The following is an 18616-nucleotide window of genomic DNA, read 5'->3' as shown; positions in this document are numbered from 1 at the left end:
CATAATTGTGTCAAAACGTTCTAACCGTCAACAAGGCATCGAGACATCCCCATGAACATCGCCTTCAGAAGCCTCTGGAATGCAGCCACTGGTAGCTGGGTCGCCGTACCGGAAACGACCCGTTCCTGCGGCAAGCGCAGCGTATCGACCACCGTTGCAGGCGCGGCGCTTGCCCTGTTCGCGACGAGCTTCTTCCCCGCCCAGGCGGCATGCACGACCGCTGGCAGCAACGTGACCTGCAGCGGGGCGGCCAACCCGCTCGCGCCGAGCTTCGCCAATGGCTCCAATAACCTGAACGTCACGGTGAACCCGAGCGGCAGCGTGGGCGTGCTCCTGGGCGTGGGCGGCAATGCGATGACGCTCACGGGCTCCAACGACACGCTGACCAACAACGGCCGGATCGATCCGACCCTCCTGGGCACGGGCCTGGGCGTGTTGTCGTCGGGCGTGGTCATGGGCAACGCGGCGGCAAGCACGCAGACCGTGACCAACAACGGCATCCTCGGCGGGACCCGGGGGCTGTCGTTGGGGCTGACCGGGATGGCGCTGGCGATTCAGAACGGGGCTGGAGGCACATCGAACATCACCAACACGGGCACCTTGTCCACGTCCCCCATCATCGGGGCAACCTTGAGCGCTCCCGACGCAGGCGTGATGGTGGGCTACGGCGGTGGACAGGTGAACGTGGACAATTCCGGCACCATCACCGGGCGCGTCGGATCGGGCTCCTCGGCCGGGGGCAATACCTTCACCAATTCGGGCGTCGTGAATGGCAGCGTCTCTCTCGGCGCCAACAGCACCAACCTGTTCGTGGCGACGACCGACTCGTCGGTCAACGCGGCGGGGGGCGTGGCTCCGGCGGTCAATCTCGGCATCGGCGCCGTCACGGTCAATTTCGCCGCCGCGGGCATGGTCGACGGCGGCTCGGGCGGCAACAACACGCTGCGCCTGCGGCAGGGCACGTCGCTCACGGGCACCATCGCCAACGGCAGCTTTCTCAATTTCAACAAGCTCGATGTCGAAAGCGGCACCTGGACGTTGAACGGCGCCTCGGCCGTGAGCCAGGCAACGCTGGGCTCGGGGGCGACCGCCGTGGTCGACAACGCGCTGTCGCTGGGCAAGGGCACGGTCACTTCGAACGGCGGGGCGCTGGAAACCGCGGTACCCGGTCTCTCGCTCGCCAACGACGTCGTTCTGGGCACCGGCGGGCTGACCTTCACGGGCGCGAACGGCGTGCAACTCTCGGGCGCGATCTCGGGTGGCGGGGACCTCACGCAAGCCAGCGGCGCCACGCTGGTGCTCAGCGGCAACAACGTCTACACGGGCGACTCGGTCGTTCTCAATGGCGTGCTGCAGGTCGCCAGCGACGCCAATCTCGGCTTGGGCAGGCTCGTGCTCGATGGCGGTACGCTCGCATCGACCGGCGATCTGACGAGCGCGCGCAGCGTGGTGGTCAGGGCCAACACGGGGAGCATCACGAGCACGGGCTCCGCCATCGCTCTGACCGGCGCCATCGACGGTGGCGGAGCGCTGAGCATTCAGGCGAACGGTGGCGCGGTCTCGCTCACGAACAACGCCAACGACTTCCGCGGCTTCGTCAACCTCGCGGGTGGCGCCACGCAGATCAATGCCGCCAATTCCCTGACGCTGGGCAACATCGCGACCGGTGCGCTGACGGCCGTGAGCGGCGGCACGCTGTCGCTCGGGCAAGGCAGTGCCGCATCGATCGATGCCACCAGCACAGGAGGTGCCGTCGTCCAGGGCGGGGCGATCAGCGTCGTCGGCGCGACCACCGTCTCCGCTTCGGGGGGCGCCGGCGCCATCACGCTCAACAACGCGGGCAACGACTTCGGCGGCGTGGTGAATCTGACCGGGGGGCCGACGGAGATTGCCGACGCGAACGCATTGACGCTGGGCAACCTCGCAACGGGCGACCTCACCGCAACCAGCAACGGGGCGCTCTCGCTCGGCCAGGGAAGCGCAGCCTCGATCAATGCCACGAGCAACAACGGCGCCATCGTTCAGTCCGGCCCGCTGGCGGTCGCCGGCACCACCACGCTGAATGCAGGCACGGGCACCATCACGCTGACGCAAGGCGGCAACAGCTTCGGCGGCGCATTGGGCATCGCCGGCGGCAACACCGCGATCGCCGCGGCCTCCGACCTGACGCTGGGCGACGGCTCGGTCGGCGGCACGCTGGCTCTCACGAGCGGCGGCGCGATCACCCAGACCGGTTCGCTGTCGGTCGTCGGCACCAGCAGCTTCGGCGCCACGGGCGCCATCGCGCTGACCGATGCGAACAACGATTTCGGCGCCGCGGTCAGCCTCCAGGGCAGCAGCATCGCCATCCGCGACCGCAACGACCTCACCGTGTCTTCGCTGACCAACGGCACCAATGGCAGCGTCTCGGTGATCGCCGGCGGCCAGCTCGTGCTGCCGAGCCAGGCCATCGATGCCGGCACCGGCAACGTGGTCCTCGCCGCGGAAGGCGGGCAGCTGGGCATCAGCAACGCCGTGCGCGGCGCCAACGTCACGCTGGGCGGTCGCGACGGCATTGCATTGGCCGCCGATGTCGAGACGGCCGGCACCCTGAGCCTGAGCAGCAGCCAGGGCATCGCGCAATCCAGCGGCACGATCACCGCGGGCACGCTGACCGGCAGTGCCGCGGGCGCGGTCACGCTCTCCAACGAGGCCAACCAGATCGGCACCCTCGGCGACTTCAGCGCGCAGGGCCTGACCGTGAAAAGCGGTCTCCAGCTGAACGTCACCGGCAAGGTGGACGGCGGTGCCAGCACCTACCTGATGGGAAGCAACCTGTCGATCTCCGGCACGGTGAGCGCGACCGACACGGTGTTGTTCTCGACCGGCGCGATCGGGCAGACGAGTTCTGGCGCGATCGTCGCCGACACCCTGAGCGGCACCGCCGTGGGCGTCGTCAACCTGACCGGCGCCAACATGGTCGCGACCCTCGGCGATTTCGACGCCGGCAGCGTTCCCGGTACCGGCGATTTCAGCTTCGCCAATGGACGGGCACTGAGCATCACCGGCAAGGTCGCCGCCGACAATCTCTCGTTCGACGTGAGCAACGGCGCGGTGGTGACGGGCTCGCTGACGACGAGGGTCCCGGGCGGCACGACCACGATTGCCTCGGGCACCCGGCTGCAGATCGGCGCCGGCGGCACGGCGGGCAGCATCTCGGGCGACGTGGTTGCCAACGGCGAGCTGGCCTTCGATCGTTCCGACACCGTGAGCTTCGGCGGCAGCATCGGCGGGTCCGGCAGCCTGACGCAGGCGGGCAGCGGCAGCCTCGATCTCACCGGTGCCAGCACCTATGCGAGCGGCACGACGGTGGCCGTGGGCACGTTGAGCGTGAACAACAAGAGCGGCAGCGCGACCGGCACGGGTGACGTGCAGGTGCAGGCCGGTGCGACGCTCGCGGGCACCGGCAGCGTCGCGGGCGCCGTCACGGTCGACAAGGGCGGCGTGCTGTCGGCGGGCAACGGCGGCGCCGGCACGCTCACCCTGGGCAGCCTCAGCCTGAATGCGGGCTCGGTGCTGAACTACGAGCTCGGCCAGGCCGGCGTGGCCGGTGGCTCGCTCAACGACCTGATCGACGTCAACGGCAACCTGCAGCTCGACGGCACGCTCAACGTGAGCGAGACCGCCGGCGGCAAGTTCGGCGCGGGCCTGTACCGGCTGATCAACTACACCGGCACGCTGACCGACAACGGACTGGACATCGGCACCGCGCCGACGGACGCGAAGAACCTCCAGGTACAGACCGCGGTGGCGAACCAGGTCAACCTGGTCAACAGCGAAGGCGTGACGCTCACCTTGTGGGACGGCAGCGATCCCGCGAACTTCAACGACGGCAAGGTCGCGGGCGGCAGCGGCAGCTGGCGCGCGGGCGGCTCGACCGCGAGCTGGACCGGCATCGACGGCACGCTCAACGGCGGCTGGCAGCAGGATGGCGTCGCCATCTTCAGCGGCCAGGCCGGCACCGTCACGGTGGACAACAACGGCGCGGGCGGGCCGGTGCGCCTGGGCGGCGCGCAGTTCGCGGTCGACGGCTACACGATCAACGGCGACCCGCTCACCATCAGTGCCCCCCAGACGGTGGTGCGCGTGGGCGACGGCACGGCCGCCAGCGCTGGCATGACCGCGACCATCACGGCCGCCATCGGCGGCACGGGCGGGCTGGTCAAGGACGACGGCGGCACGCTGGTACTGGGCGGCAACAACAGCTACGCGGGCGGCACCACGGTCAAGGGCGGCATCCTGCAGATCTCGGCCGACAACAACCTCGGCGCGGCGGGCACGGGCCTCTCGCTCGATGGCGGCACGCTGCGCATCGCCACGGGTTCCGGGTCGCTCTTCGTTCCGCGGACGGTGGCGTTGGGCACGGGCGGCGGCACCCTCGATGTCGGCAACAGCAACTTCGCGGTGGGCGGTCCCATCAGCGGCAAGGGGCAACTCACCGTCACGGGCAAGGGCGGCGGCTTCAGCCTGGTGGCGGCCAACAGCTACAGCGGCGGCACGGTGCTGCAGGACGCCGTGACCGTCTCCACGGTTGCCAGCGGCGTGTTCGGCAGCGGCGCCGTGCAGCAACAGGGCAACGGTTCCTTCGTGTTCCTGCTGGGCTCGGCCAGCGCCGGCAACAACAGCTACAGCGTCGGGCGCGCGGCCACGGGCGACATCAACAACCGGCTCGCGTTCGGGCAGACCGCGACGGGCGGCAGCGCGAACATCACGGTCAACGGTTCGGGCTGGCAGTCGCCGGCCGGCAATGCACTGCAGTTCGGCGACAACGCGACCGCCGGCTCGGCCACGATCAACAACCTGGGAGGCTCGGTCTACTTCCTGCAAAGCGGCAGTGCCGGTGGCGCGACGATCGCCAATGGCAACAACAGCCTCTTGAGCTTCATTGGCTCGGCCACGGCCGCCAACGCGAAGATCAGCAACGCGAAGGGCAGCCTGGTCTACTTCGCCGACAGCAGTTCGGGCGCGGGTGCCACGATCGGCAACGCCGCGGGCGGCGTGGTCGACGTGTCGGGCTCGACGGCCAAGACCGGTGTCGAACTCGGTTCGCTCTCGGGCGCGGGCGGTGTCGTTCTCGGCGCCACGCGGCTCACCGTGGGCGGGCTGAACACCAGCGATGCCATCTCGGGCGCCATCAGCGACAAGGGCAGCGTCTTCGTGCAACCGGGCTCGGGCACGGGCGGCTCGATCGTCAAGGTCGGCAGCGGCACGCTCACGCTGAGCGGCGCCAACAGCTACACCGGCGGTACCACGGTGGCGGCCGGCACGCTCAGCGTGAACAACGCGATAGGCAGCGCGACCGGCACGGGCGCGGTGCAGGTGCAGTCGGGCGCGACGCTCGCGGGCAGCGGCAGCATCGCGGGCGCGGTCACGGTGGCCAATGGCGGCGCACTGTCGGCAGGCAACGCGGGCGTGGCCGGAGGTGCAGGCACGCTGACCGTGGGCAGTCTCGACCTGAGCGCGGGCTCGGTGCTGAACTACCAACTCGGCCAGGCCGGCGTGGCCGGCGGCTCGCTCAACGACCTCATCAACGTCAACGGCAACCTGCGACTGGACGGCACGCTCAACGTGAGCGAGACCGCCGGCGGCAAGTTCGGCGCGGGCCTGTACCGCCTCATCAACTACACCGGTGCGTTGACCGACAACGGCCTGGTGATCGGCAGCGCTCCGACCAGCAAGCTCTCGGTGCAGACCTCGGTCGCGAACCAGGTCAACCTTCTCAACAGCGATGGCCTCGTGCTCAACCTCTGGGACGGCGGTAACAGCGCGAACTTCAACGACGGCAAGATCGCCGGCGGCTCGGGCACCTGGCGCGCGGGCGTGCCGGGCGACAACTGGACCGACGCCAACGGCCTGGCCAACGGCACCTGGGGTGCAGGACGGCTTCGCGATCTTCAGCGGCCAGGCCGGCACCGTCACGGTGGACAACAAGGGCGGGTTCGGGCCGGTTCGCCTGGGCGGCGCGCAGTTCGCGGTCGACGGCTACACCATCAACGGCGACCCGCTCACGATCAGCGCACCCCAGACGGTGGTGCGCGTGGGTGACGGCACCGGCGCCAGCGCGGGCATGACCGCGACCATCGCCGCTTCGATCGGCGGCGCGGGCGGGCTGGTCAAGGACGATGGCGGCACGCTGGTGCTCACCGGCAGCAACAGCTACACGGGCGGCACCACCATCAAGGGCGGCATCCTGCAGATCTCGGCCGACAACAACCTCGGTGCCTTCGGCACGGGGCTCGCCATCGACGGCGGCACCTTGCGCATCGCGGCCGGCTCCGCGCCGTCTTTCGCTTCGCGCGCGCTCGTGCTGGGCGCGGGCGGCGGCACCATCGACCTGGGCAACAGCCTCTTCGGCCTCGGCGGTCCGATCAGCGGCAACGGCCTGCTGACCGTCACGGGCAAGGGCGGCAACCTCGGCCTGGTGGCGGCCAACAGCTACAGCGGGGGCACCGTGGTGCAGGGTGGCGCGAGCATCGGCGTCGGCGCGAGCGGGGCCTTCGGCAGCGGCGCGGTGCAGCAGCAGGGCAGCGACACGTGGGTGTACTTCTACAACTCAGCCAGCGCCAGCGCCGCCGGCAACAGCTACACCATCGCGCGCGCCGGCACGGCCGACAGCAACAACCGCCTGAGCTTCAGCGCGAACTCGACCGCTGGCAACGCGACCATCACGGTCAATGGCACGGACTGGAAATCGCCAGTGGCGAACTACCTGCTGTTCGGCGAGAACACGAGCGCCGGCACGGCCACCATCTTCAACCAGGGCGGCTCGGTCTACTTCCAGCAGGCCTCGACCGCGGCCAGCGCAACCATCGCCAATGGCGCCAACAGCGCCCTGAGCTTCCTGGGCACGTCCAGCGTCGGCAGCGCGAAGATCAGCAACGCGAAGGGCGGTCTCGTCTACTTCGCTGAAAGTGCCTCGGGCGCGGGTGGGTCGATCTCCAACGCCGCGGGCGGCGTGGTCGACGTGTCGGGCTCGATCGCCAAGACCGGTGTCGAACTGGGCTCGCTCTCGGGCGCTGGTGGCGTGGTGCTCGGCGCCACGCGGCTCACGCTCGGCGGCCTCGGCACCAGCGATGCCATCTCCGGCACGGTCAGCGACAAGGGTGGTGCCTTCGGGGTACCCGGCCCGGGCGTAGGCGGCTCCATCGTCAAGGTGGGCGCGGGCACGCTCACGCTGAGCGGCGCGAACACCTATACCGGCGGTACCACTGTCGCGGCGGGCACGCTCGCCGTGAACAACGCCAGCGGCAGCGCGACCGGCACGGGCGCGGTACAAATCCAGGGCGGCGCGACGCTCGCGGGCAGCGGCAGCATCGCGGGCGCGGTGAGCATCGCCAAGGGCGGCGTGCTGTCGGCCGGCAACGGTGGACCCGGCACGCTGACGGTGGGCGGCCTGAACCTCGCCGATGGCGCGGTGCTCAACTACCAGCTCGGCCAGGCCAACACCGTGGGCGGTCCGCTCAATGACCTCGTCAACGTCAACGGCGACCTGCGCCTGGACGGCACGCTCAACGTGGCGCAGTCCACGGGCGGCAGCTTCGGCGCGGGCCTGTACCGGCTCATCAGCTACACCGGCGGGCTGATCGACGCCGGCCTGGACATCGGCACCGCGCCGGGCGCCAAGACCGACTTGCAGGTGCAGACCTCGGTGGCCAAGCAGGTGAACCTGGTCAACCGCGCGGGCCTGTCGCTGAACTTCTGGGATGGCGGCGACCCGAGCAAATACAACGACGGCCAGATCGCCGGCGGCAGCGGCACCTGGCGCGTGGGCGTGCCGGGCGACGGCTGGACCGGCGCCGACGGCAAGATCAACGCCGCCTGGGTGCAGGACCAGTTCGCCGTCTTCAGCGGCAACGCCAGCATCGTCAGCGTGGACGGCGGCAACGGCACCGTGCGCATCGCCGGCGCGCAGTTCGCCACCGACGGCTACCGCGTGCAGGGCGACGCGCTCCAACTCGGCAACGCGGCCACCACCGTGCGCGTGGGCGACGGCACCGTGGCCAGCGCGGGCATGACGGCGACCATCGCGTCGGCGCTCACCGGCACCGGCGGCCTGGTCAAGGAAGACCTGGGCACCCTGGTGCTCGAGGGCAGCAACAGCTACAGCGGCGGCACCACCGTCAAGGGCGGCATCCTGCAGATCGCGTCGGACGCCAACCTCGGCGCGGCCAGCGGTGGCCTCGCGCTCGAAGGCACCACGCTGCACGTGACCGGCGATACCGCGAGCACGCGCGCCGTGAGCCTGGGCGCGGGCAGCAACACCTTCGATATCGACCTGAGCCGCACACTGGCGCTCAACGGCGCCGTGAGCGGCGCGGGCGGCCTGCGCAAGACCGGCGCGGGCACCCTGCAACTCGGCGCGGCCAACGGCTACGCGGGCGGCACCGAAGTCGCGGCGGGTTCGCTGCAGGCGCTGGTCACGGGCGCGCTGGGCACGGGGCCGGTGTCGGTCGCGGGCAATGCCTCGCTGGCCTTCACCAACAAGGCCGACGCGGGCAAGCTCGCGATCACCTTGGCACAGCGCGGCAGTGCGCCGACCGACAACGGCGGCTTCCTGGCCTTCAGCGACAGCAGCTCGGCCGGCAGCGCGACCATCACGGCGAACAAGGACGCCACGGTCGAGTTCCGCGACAGCTCGAGCGCGGGCAATGCCGTGATCGAGAACCGCGGCGGCATCACCACCCTGTGGTTCAACGCGAACGCAGGCAAGGCGCAGATCACCAACTTCGATGGCGGACAGATCAACCTGCTCGACGATGCGAGCGCCGGACAGGCGCGCTTCGTCAACGAGAGCGGCGGCCTGATCGACATGTACGACCGCGTGAGCGCGGACCAGGCGACGGTGGTGAACAACGCGGGTGCGCTGCTGCGTATCAGCAAGCTCGCCACGGCGGGCGTGGGCATCGGCTCGCTCGAAGGCGCGGGCAACGTGCAGCTGGGGGGCGAAGGCGCTGACCACGGGTGGGCTGAACACCAGCACGACAGTGTCGGGCACGATCAGTGGCGCGGGCGGTTCGCTCGTCAAGGTGGGCAGTGGAACGCTCGAATTGAGCGGGGCGAACACCTATACCGGCGGCACCACCATCGCCGCGGGCACGCTCGCCGTGAACAACGCGAGCGGTAGCGCAACAGGAACTGGCGGCGTGCAAGTTCAGTCCGGCGCAACGCTCGCAGGCAATGGCAGCGTCGCAGGCGCGGTCAGCATCGCCAAGGGCGGCATCCTGTCGGCGGGCAACGGCGGCGTCGGCACGCTGACGCTCGGCGGCCTGAACCTCGCCGAAGGCGCGGTCCTCAACTACGACCTGGGCCAGGCCAACACCGTCGGTGGCGCGCTCAACGACCGCGTGCAGGTCAACGGCAACCTGCAGCTCGACGGCACGCTCAACGTGGCGCAATCGAAGGGCGGCGTGTTCGGCGCGGGCATCTATCGCCTGATCGACTACACCGGCAGCCTGACCGACAACGGCCTGGACATCGGCAGCGCGCCGATCGCGGCCAAGGACCTGCAGGTGCAGACCTCGGTGGCCAAGCAGGTCAATCTGGTGAACCGCACGGGCCTGTCGCTGAACTTCTGGGATGGTGGCGACAACACCAAGTACAACGACGGCAAGATCGCGGGCGGCACTGGCACGTGGCGCGTGGGCGTCCCCGGAGATGGTTGGACCGGTGCGGACGGCAAGATCAACGCGGCCTGGGCACAGGACCAGTTCGCGGTGTTCAGCGGCACGGGTGGCACGGTCACGGTCAGCAACGCGGGCGGTACGGTGCGCATCAACGGCGCGCAGTTCGCGGCCGATGGCTATGTGCTGCAGGGCGATGCAATCGAGCTCGGCGCTTCGGGCACGGTGGTGCGTGTGGGCGATGGATCGGGTACCGATACCACGCGCAGCGCAAGCGTGAATGTGGCGTTGACCGGCGCGGGCGGCTTGGTAAAGGACGACGTGGGCCGCCTGATCCTCGGCGGCACCAACACCTACACCGGCGGCACGACCGTGAAGGCCGGCGTTCTGCAAGGCAACACGGCGAGCCTGCAAGGCGGCATCGTCAACGACGCCGAAGTCGTGTTCGATCAAGCCAAGACCGGCAGCTACGCGGGCACGATGAGCGGCAGCGGCAAGCTGCGCAAGATCGGTGCGGGCACGTTGACCCTGACCAGCGTGAACAGCTACGCGGGCGGTACCTTCGTCGACGCCGGCACGCTGGCCACCGACGTGACCGGAGCCCTCGGCAGCGGCGCGGCGAGCGTCGCGTCGGGCGGCACGCTGCAACTGGGTGGCGGCTTCGATGCCGGCACCATGGCCATCGGCAACCAGGGCACGGTGCGCTTCCAGGACAAGGCGAGCGCGGGCACGTCGACGATCACCAACGTCGCGGGCGGCGTGCTGGCCTTCGCGGACGACGCGACGGCCGACAAGGCCACGGTGCTCAACCAGGCCGGCGCGCAGGTGCGCATCGACCAGTCGACCACGGGCGTGAGCTTCGGCTCGCTGAGCGGCGCGGGCGAGTTCGTGCTCGGCGCCAAGGCGCTCACGCTGGGCGCGAGCGGCGACAGCACCACGCTGTCGGGCACGATCAGCGGCAATGGCGGATCGGTCGTCAAGGTGGGCGCTGGCACGCTGACGCTCACGGGCGCCAACACCTACACCGGCGGCACTACCGTCGGCGCGGGCACGCTGAGCGTGAACAACAAGAGCGGCAGTGCGACGGGTACGGGCGCCGTGCAGGTCCAGAGCGGCGCGACGCTTGCTGGCAGCGGCAGCATTGCGGGCGCGGTGACCATCGACAAGGGCGGCATCCTCGCTGCGGGCAACAGCCCGGGCACGCTGACCTTGGGCGCACTGACTCTGGCCGGCGGCTCCACGCTGAACTACGAACTCGGTCAAGCCGGCGTTCCTGGCGGCGCGCTCAACGACCTGATCAACGTGACGGGCAACCTGAACCTAGACGGCACGCTGAACATCGCGCAATCCGCTGGCGGCAGCTTCGGCCCTGGCTTGTATCGCTTGATGAGCTACGGCGGCAGCTTCACCGACAACGGCCTGGACATCGGTACGGTGCCTGGCTCGGCCAAGGCGGCCGACCTGCAGGTTCAGACCTCGGTGGCGAACCAGGTCAACCTGGTGAACCGCGCGGGCCTGTCGCTGAACTTCTGGGACGGTGGTGACAGCACCAAGTACAACGACGGCCAGATCGCCGGCGGTTCGGGCACCTGGCGCGTGGGCAATCCGCAGCCCTCGATGGACGCCTGGGCCGACATGGACGGCAAGCTCAACGGCAACTGGGCGCAGAACCAGTTCGCGGTGTTCGGCGGCAAGGCTGGCACCGTGACGGTCGATGCGGCCGGCGGCGCGGTGCGCATCGCCGGTGCGCAGTTCGCCACCGATGGCTATGTGGTGCAGGGTGACGGCATCGTGGTGGACAACGCCAACTCGGTGATCCGCGTGGGCGACGGCACGGCCGCGGGTGCGACCATGACGGCCACGCTCAATGTCGCGCTCAGCGGCGCGGGTGGTATCTCGAAGGAGGATGCCGGCCGGTTGATCCTCGGTGGCACGAACACCTACACGGGCGGCACGACGGTGAAGGGCGGCGTGCTGCAGGGCAGTGCGACGAGCCTGCAGGGCAATATCGTCAACAACGCCGAAGTCGCGTTCGACCAGGGCAAGACGGCTGGTATCTATGCGGGCACGATGAGCGGCACGGGCAAGCTGCGCAAGATCGGCACCGGGACGCTGACGCTGACCAGTGCCAACAGCTACAGCGGCGGCACGCTGGTGGATGCGGGTACGCTCGCCACCGAAGTGACAGGCGCACTCGGCAGCGGCGCGGCAAGCGTTGCATCGGGCGCCACGCTGCAGTTCGGTGGCAAGGCGGATGCGGGCAAGCTATCCATCGCCAACGCGGGCACGCTGCGACTGCAAGACACCGCGAGCGCGGCAGGCGCCACGGTGACCAATGCAGCGGGTGGCCAGGTGCGCATCGATTTGACGACAACGGGCACGAGCATTGGCTCGCTTGGCGGCGCAGGAGATGTGGTGCTCGGTACCAAGACGTTGACCACCGGCGCCATTGGTGGCGACAACACGATCTCGGGCGCCATCACCGGCACTACGGGCTCGCTCGTCAAGGTCGGCGCAGGCACGCTCACGCTGTCGGGCACCGTGACCTACAGCGGCGAGACCCGCGTGACCGCAGGCACCTTGAAGGCCGGCGCCACCAACGCCTTCAGCGCCGCATCGAGCGCTGTGGTCGCCAGCGGCGCCACGCTCGACCTCGGCGGCTTCAGCCAGAAGATGGCTGGCCTCACCAACGCCGGCACGGTCTCCCTGCTCGGCACGGTCCCGGGCACCACGCTCACCTTGACTGGTCCCTACGTCGGCAACAACGGCGTGCTGCGCCTCGGCGCGAAGCTCGACAACCCGGGCATCGCAGACCGCCTGGTACTCGACGGCGCATCCGCCAGTGCGAGTGGCAAGACCACCGTGCAGGTCACCAACCTCGGCGGCCTGGGCGCCCGCACCAGCGGCGCGGGCATCGAGCTGATCAGCGCGAAGAACGGCGCCACCACCACCGCGCAAACCAGCAAGGACGCCTTCGTGCTCTCGGGCGGTCGCGTTGACGCCGGTGCCTACGAGTACCGCCTCTATGCAGGCGACGCAGGCGGCGAGGGCGAGAACTGGTACCTGCGCACCGAAGCGGAACCCGGTGCCTCGCTGCCGACCTACCGCGCCGAAACTTCGTTGTTCGCGGCTCTGCCCAACCAACTGCGCCAAAGCAACCTCGGCATGCTCGCCAGCCTGAGCCAGCGCATCGGCGACGACGACGTACGCGGCAGCGGCGGTACGAGCTCGAGCATCGACGGCGGCAACCGCCGAGCCTGGGGCCGTCTGATCTCCACCGACATGGACATCCGCCAGGGCGGCACCGTCTCGCCGCATGCCGAGGGCCGCGTGAGCGGGCTGCAGGCCGGCACCGACCTGTGGGCCAATGCGAACTGGCGCGCGGGCATCTATGTCGGCCAGCTCGAAGGCGATACGCGTGTCAGCGGCTTCAGCAGCGGTCTCCTGAACGGCGCCGCGGGCCGCAACGACCTGCGCAGCCAGTACCTGGGCCTCTACGGCACGTTCACCAGCGACGACGGCTTCTATGCCGACACGGTGCTGCAGGCCGGCCGCCATCGCTACACGGTGCAGCCGCAACTGAGCGCCGGTGTCACGGGCAAGGGCAACAGCTTCCTGGCCTCGATCGAGGTGGGCAAGGCCTTCGCGCTGGGCACGGGCGGCTGGTCGGTGGAGCCGCAACTGCAGCTGATCCACCAGCGCCTGCGCCTGGACGACGTGGCGATCCCCGGTGCGCTGGTGCAGCAGGACGCCGACAGCAGCTGGACCGCACGCGCGGGTGTGCGTATCAAGGGCAGCTTCGCGACGGGCGCGGGCACGCTGCAGCCGTATGCGCGCCTCAACGTCTACCGCAGCTCGAAGGGCAACGACATCGCGCGCTTCGTGAACCCGGCGGCGATCACGCCGGTGGGTGCGCCGATCGGCGGCACGAGCACCGAGCTGGCAGCAGGCTTCACGCTGGCACTGAGCCAGCGCACGAGCCTGTATGGCGAACTCGGCAAGCAGTGGGCTTCGGGTGGCGTCGCTCGCGTGGGCAGCTCGGTCAATGCGGGACTCGGCGTTCGCGTGAAGTGGTGAGGCTGAGGGCCGGGCAGGCGGCAGGCGCGGCAACCGCGACTACGCCCGCCCGTTCTCGCCCGAGGCCCGGATCCATTTCGCCCCGGTCCATTCGCCGCTGTCGACCGCGGCCTCCATGCATCGCTTGAGTTCGCCCACCACGCATTGCACGGCGGTGGAGCTGCGCCGCGTCGTCGGCAGCGCCAGGTAGATGCTGCGCGCGAACTCGGGCGCCGCGATCGGGGCGGCCGACAGCAGGCCGCGCTCGAGCTCGCCGCGGATCGCGACCGCCGGCAGCACCGAGAAGCCCACGCCCTGAACGACGAGGTCGCGCTGGACCGACAGCGCATTCGTCTCGGCCGCGATCCTGAACGGCACGTCGGCGACCGCGCACGCATGCTCCACGAGCCCGCGCAGGTTGTGCGGCCGGCTCGGCAGCACCAGCGGTGCCTGGCCCAGCGCGCGGACCTTCACGGGTTTCTTCAGCGAGAGGCCGTGCGCCGCCGGCGCGGTGAGGCACAGCACTTCCTTCAGCAAGGGCTCGAGGCTGACGCTCGGCCGTTGCGGGGCGTCGTACAGCAACGCCATGTCGAGCTCGCCCGTCTCGAGCCAGCGCGCGAGATGGTCCGTGTAGCCCACCGACAGCGACACCTGCACGCCGGGATAGCGCTCCTTGAGCGCCAGCACCAGCGGCGCGGCCAGCAGCTCGCAGCTGCTCGGCAGCAATCCCACGTTGACGATGCCCGCGATCGACGGGCCCGAGGGCTGGATCTCCGACCTCGCGTTGTCGAGCTCGCGCAGCGCGCGCCGCGAGTACTCCACGAGCGTGCGGCCCGCATCCGTCAGCACCATGCCGCCGCGGCTGCGCTCGAACAGCAGTGCGCCGAGGTCGTCCTCCAGCAGCTTGAGCTGCCGCGAGATCGCGGGCTGCACCACATGAAGAAGCTCGGCGGCGCGCGTCACGCTGCCGGTGTCCGCAATCGCCAGAAAGGCCCGAATCTGCCGCGTGTCCATCGCGTTTCCTGCCAGCAAAAAAAGTGATTTATCGATCAGAAATGGTAATTCGACAGCATGTGAAATGCAAATTTATGATCCGCCCACTTCACACCGACACCCGCATCCGCGAGTGACCCGGCAGACCAGGAGACAGGACCATGGACATTCAGAAGAACCTCATCGGCGGCGAATGGATCGCCGGCCAGGAATCGATCGCCAGCATCAATCCGTCGGACACGAACGACGTGGTGGGCCGGTTCGCGCTCGCCGACGCGGCCCAGGTCCGCCAGGCCGTGGCGGCCGCGCGCGCCGCCCAGCCGGCCTGGGCGGCAACCACCACGCAGGTCCGCAGCGACCTGCTGCAACGCACGGCGCACGAACTCTTCGCGCGCCGCGAGGAAATCGGCGAACTGGTGTCGCGGGAAGCCGGCAAGACGCGCACCGAAGGCATCGGCGAAGTCACGCGCGCCAGCCAGATCTTCGGCTTCTTCGCCGGCGAGGCCGTGCGCTACGGCGGCGAGAACCTCCCGTCGGTGCGGCCGAACATCGGCGTGCAGACCAGCCGCGAGCCGATCGGCGTGGTGGGCCTGATCACGCCGTGGAACTTCCCCATTGCCATCGCCGCCTGGAAGATCGCGCCCGCGCTCGCCTTCGGCAACACGCTGCTGCTCAAGCCTTCCGAAGAGACGCCCGCGGTGGCGAGCGAACTCTTCCGCGTGCTCGAGCGCAACGGCCTGCCCGCGGGCGTCGCCAACCTGGTGAACGGCCATGGCGCGGTCGCGGGCGCGGCCATCGTCGACGGCGTCGATGCGCTGAGCTTCACGGGCAGCGTCGCCACCGGCCGCAAGCTGGCGCAGTCCGCGGTCGCGAAGATGGTGCGCGTGCAGCTCGAGATGGGCGGGAAGAACCCGCTCGTCGTGCTCGACGACGCCGACCTGCCGCAGGCGGTCGAGTGCGCGCTGAACGGCGCCTTCTTCTCGGCCGGACAGCGCTGCACCGCATCCAGCCGGCTGATCGTCACCGACGGCATCCACGACCGCTTCGTCGAGGCCCTGCGCGCACGCATGCGCGAGGTGCAGGTGGGCCACGCCCTGGCGGCGGGCACCGACATCGGCCCGGTGATCAACCAGCGCCAGCTCGAGATGATCCAGCGCTACATCGCGGTCGGCAAGGACGAGGGTGCCCGGCTCATCGAAGGCGGCAACGTGCTCGAGCGTTCGACGCCCGGGTTCTTCATGGCGCCCACGCTGTTCGTCGACACCCGCAACGACATGCGCATCAACCGCGAGGAGGTGTTCGGCCCGTTCGCCACGGTGATCCGCGCCCGCGACTACGAGGAAGCGCTGGCGCTGGCCAACGACACCGAATACGGCCTCTCGGCCGGGATCTGCACCCAGTCCCACAAGCACGCGACCCACTTCCGCCTGAACGTGAAGAGCGGATTGGCCATGGTCAACCTGCCGACCGCGGGCCTCGACTACCACGTGCCCTTCGGCGGCACCAAGGGCTCGAGCTTCGGCCCGCGCGAGCAGGGGAGCTACGCCGCCGATTTCTACACGCTGACCAAGACCGCCTACATCGGGCATTGATACCAGGAACCACCGGAGACATCGAATGGAAAAAATCGGCTTCATCGGGCTCGGGCGCATGGGCAAGTCCATGGCCCTCAATCTTCGAAAACAGGGCTACCCGCTGGTGGTCCACGACCTGAACGCCACGGCGGTCAACGAGCTGGTCGATGCCGGCGCGGCGAGCGCGCAGAGCATCGCGCAGATCGCGCGCGAGTGCTCGATCGTCGCGACGATGCTGCCCAGCTCGACCGAGGTGGAGCAGGTGGCCCTGGGCGCGGAAGGCATCTTCGCCAATGCGCGCAAGGGCAACATCCTGCTCGACATGAGCACCATCGATCCGCTGGCCACCGACCGGCTGGCCGTGGCGGCGCGCGCGGCCGGGCAGTCCGTGGTCGACGCGCCCGTGGGCCGCCTGGCCGAACACGCGGACCGCGGCGAATCGCTGTTCATGGTCGGCGCCACCGACGAGGACTTCGCCCGCGTGCGGCCGCTGCTCGATGTCATGGGTTCCACCGTCTACCACTGCGGCGACGTCGGCACGGGTGGCCGGACCAAGCTGGTCAACAACTACGTCGCGGTCACGCTGTGCCAGGTCAACGCCGAGGCGCTCGCGCTGTCGCAGCGTTTCGGGCTCGACATCACCCGCACCCTGCAGGTGCTCTACGGCACCTCGGCGACCAACGGGCAGTTGCGCCTGAACTTCCCGAACAAGGTGCTCGTGGGCGACACCACGCCGGGCTTCACGATCGACCTCGCGCACAAGGACATGGCGCTGGTGATGGGCGCGGCCCACGCGGCGCGGGTGCCGATGCCGGTGGCCGCCGCGGTCTTTGAGTCCTTCAGCCTGGCGCGCGCGAGCGAGTACGGAAAGATCGATTTCTCGGGCATTGCCGATGCGGTCTGCGACCTCGCGCGGATCGAGCGCGCACGGGTGCCCGCGGGCTGGAAGGCCGCCTGACGACGGCCAGCGCTTTCGAACGAAACGAGTCCGAAAAGAGGCTCGACCTCTAGCTTCCCGATCAACAAGAAACGCAGCCGAAGCATCGGCTGCCTAGGAGACAAACAATGAGAATGCATGCCATCGCCCTGGCCGTCCTCGCGGGACTGCCCTGGATCCAGAACGCCAGCGCGCAAGCCGCGCCCGACCGCTTCAAGATCGGCTTCGTCACCGACATGTCGGGGCCGTACTCCGACTTCGACGGCGCCGGCGGCCTCGACGCGGTCCGCATGGCCGTCGCGGATTTCGGCGGCAAGGTGCTGGGCCGGCCGATCGAGGTGCTGTCCGCCGATCACCAGAACAAGGCCGACATCGCGGCCAACAAGGCGCGCCAGTGGTGGGACCAGGACAAGGTCGAGCTGGTCATCGCGGGGTCCAACTCCTCGGCGTCGCTGGCGATCAGCAACATCTCGAAGGAAAAGAAGAAGGTCTTCATCTCCGCCGGCGCGGGCGCCGACAGCCTGACGGAAGAAGCCTGCCAGCCCTACCTCGTGCGCTACACCTACAGCACCTCGGCCCAGGCGCGCGGCACGGCGACGGCCATGGTGGAGCAGGGCGGCAAGAGCTGGTACTTCGTGACCGCGGACTATGCCTTCGGCTACTCGCTCGAGAAGGCCAGCATCGACGTGGTCCAGGCCAGCGGCGGCAACGTCAAGGGCAGCGTGCGCCATCCGCTGAACGCGAGCGACTTCTCGTCCTACCTGACGCAGGCGCAGGCATCGGGCGCGCAGGTGGTCGGCCTCGCCAACGGCGGCAGCGACCTCATCACCTCGATCAAGACGGCCAAGGAGTTCGGCATCAGCAGCAAGATGCGCCTCGCCGGCCTCATGGTGTTCATCACCGACGTGCACAGCCTGGGCCTCGACACCACCAGCGGCATGTACCTGACCGATGGCTGGTACTGGGACCTCAACGACAAGTCGCGCGCCTTCGCGACCCGCTTCTACGAGAAGCACAAGAAGATGCCCACCACCTTCCAGGCCGGCGACTACTCGGCCACGCTGAGCTACCTGAAGGCGGTGGAAGCGGCGCAGAGCACCGACGCCGACAAGGTGATGGCCGCGCTCAAGTCGCTCAAGATCGACGACATGTTCGCGCAGGGCTACATCCGCGCGGATGGCGCGATGGTGCATGACATGTACCTGATGCAGGTCAAGAAGCGCAGCGAATCGAAGCAGCCGTGGGACTACTACAAGGTGGTCTCGAAGATCCCGGGCGAGCAGGCCTATGCGCCGACGAAGCCTGGCGCCTGCCACCTGATGCCCAAGAGCTGATCCGCGCCGAAGCCGTGCCGCCGCCGCGTTTCGCGCGGCGCGCGGCCGCATGGCTTTTTCCTT

Annotated in this window: 7 protein-coding genes; 6 read left to right on the top strand and 1 reads right to left on the bottom strand. The window is 69.3% G+C overall.

What is annotated here, in order from left to right; translation table 11 throughout:
* The first annotated feature begins 51 nt into the window (after nucleotides 1-51).
* From ACHMXE_RS01080 to ACHMXE_RS01070, 3 genes are read left to right on the top strand one after another with little or no spacing between them, the layout of a single operon-like run.
* Nucleotides 52-6084 (top strand): autotransporter-associated beta strand repeat-containing protein, encoded by a 6033-nt coding sequence (locus tag ACHMXE_RS01080; protein ID WP_395346358.1) that lies wholly within the window; start codon nucleotides 52-54, stop codon nucleotides 6082-6084.
* Between the two features lie 22 nt (nucleotides 6085-6106).
* Nucleotides 6107-9163 carry a beta strand repeat-containing protein gene (locus tag ACHMXE_RS01075; RefSeq protein WP_395347387.1) on the top strand — a complete coding sequence of 1019 codons (3057 nt, stop codon included), beginning with the start codon at nucleotides 6107-6109 and terminating at the stop codon, nucleotides 9161-9163.
* Entirely contained in the window at nucleotides 9066-13736 is a 4671-nt protein-coding gene (locus tag ACHMXE_RS01070; protein WP_395347386.1) for an autotransporter outer membrane beta-barrel domain-containing protein, read from the top strand. Before ACHMXE_RS01075 ends, ACHMXE_RS01070 begins: the two co-directional genes overlap by 98 nt.
* Before the next feature lie 39 nt (nucleotides 13737-13775).
* Here ACHMXE_RS01070 and ACHMXE_RS01065 read toward each other — a convergent pair whose 3' ends face one another.
* Nucleotides 13776-14729: a LysR family transcriptional regulator gene (locus tag ACHMXE_RS01065; RefSeq protein WP_395346356.1), complete on the bottom strand. Its 954-nt coding sequence runs from the start codon at nucleotides 14727-14729 to the stop codon at nucleotides 13776-13778.
* Nucleotides 14730-14869: 140 nt separating this feature from the next.
* Here ACHMXE_RS01065 and ACHMXE_RS01060 point away from each other — a divergent pair, with 140 nt between their 5' ends.
* The 3 genes from ACHMXE_RS01060 (at nucleotide 14870) to ACHMXE_RS01050 (ending at nucleotide 18553) form a co-directional block, all read left to right on the top strand.
* Nucleotides 14870-16300 carry an aldehyde dehydrogenase family protein gene (locus ACHMXE_RS01060; RefSeq protein WP_395346354.1) on the top strand — a complete coding sequence of 477 codons (1431 nt, stop codon included), beginning with the start codon at nucleotides 14870-14872 and terminating at the stop codon, nucleotides 16298-16300.
* Nucleotides 16301-16325: 25 nt separating this feature from the next.
* Nucleotides 16326-17240: an NAD(P)-dependent oxidoreductase gene (locus ACHMXE_RS01055; RefSeq protein ID WP_395346352.1), complete on the top strand. Its 915-nt coding sequence runs from the start codon at nucleotides 16326-16328 to the stop codon at nucleotides 17238-17240.
* A 107-nt stretch (nucleotides 17241-17347) separates the two neighbouring features.
* The gene (locus tag ACHMXE_RS01050; protein ID WP_395346351.1) at nucleotides 17348-18553 is read left to right on the top strand and encodes an ABC transporter substrate-binding protein; all 1206 of its coding nucleotides are present in this window, start codon (nucleotides 17348-17350) and stop codon (nucleotides 18551-18553) included.
* Nucleotides 18554-18616: the final 63 nt, after the last annotated feature.

The sequence above is a fragment of the Variovorax sp. UC122_21 genome, from assembly GCF_044056785.1.
Taxonomy (GTDB): domain Bacteria; phylum Pseudomonadota; class Gammaproteobacteria; order Burkholderiales; family Burkholderiaceae_C; genus Variovorax.
Note: the sequence above shows the minus strand (reverse complement) of the source record. Positions and strands in the feature narration are given on the sequence as shown.

What these genes read in the sequence shown, in the direction of transcription:
- ACHMXE_RS01080 (WP_395346358.1), top strand. Translation starts at nt 52, where the DNA reads ATGAACATCGCCTTCAGAAGCCTCTGGAATGCAGCCACTGGTAGCTGG.
- ACHMXE_RS01075 (WP_395347387.1), top strand. Translation starts at nt 6,107, where the DNA reads ATGACCGCGACCATCGCCGCTTCGATCGGCGGCGCGGGCGGGCTGGTC.
- ACHMXE_RS01065 (WP_395346356.1), bottom strand. Translation starts at nt 14,729, where the DNA reads ATGGACACGCGGCAGATTCGGGCCTTTCTGGCGATTGCGGACACCGGC.
- ACHMXE_RS01060 (WP_395346354.1), top strand. Translation starts at nt 14,870, where the DNA reads ATGGACATTCAGAAGAACCTCATCGGCGGCGAATGGATCGCCGGCCAG.
- ACHMXE_RS01055 (WP_395346352.1), top strand. Translation starts at nt 16,326, where the DNA reads ATGGAAAAAATCGGCTTCATCGGGCTCGGGCGCATGGGCAAGTCCATG.
- ACHMXE_RS01050 (WP_395346351.1), top strand. Translation starts at nt 17,348, where the DNA reads ATGAGAATGCATGCCATCGCCCTGGCCGTCCTCGCGGGACTGCCCTGG.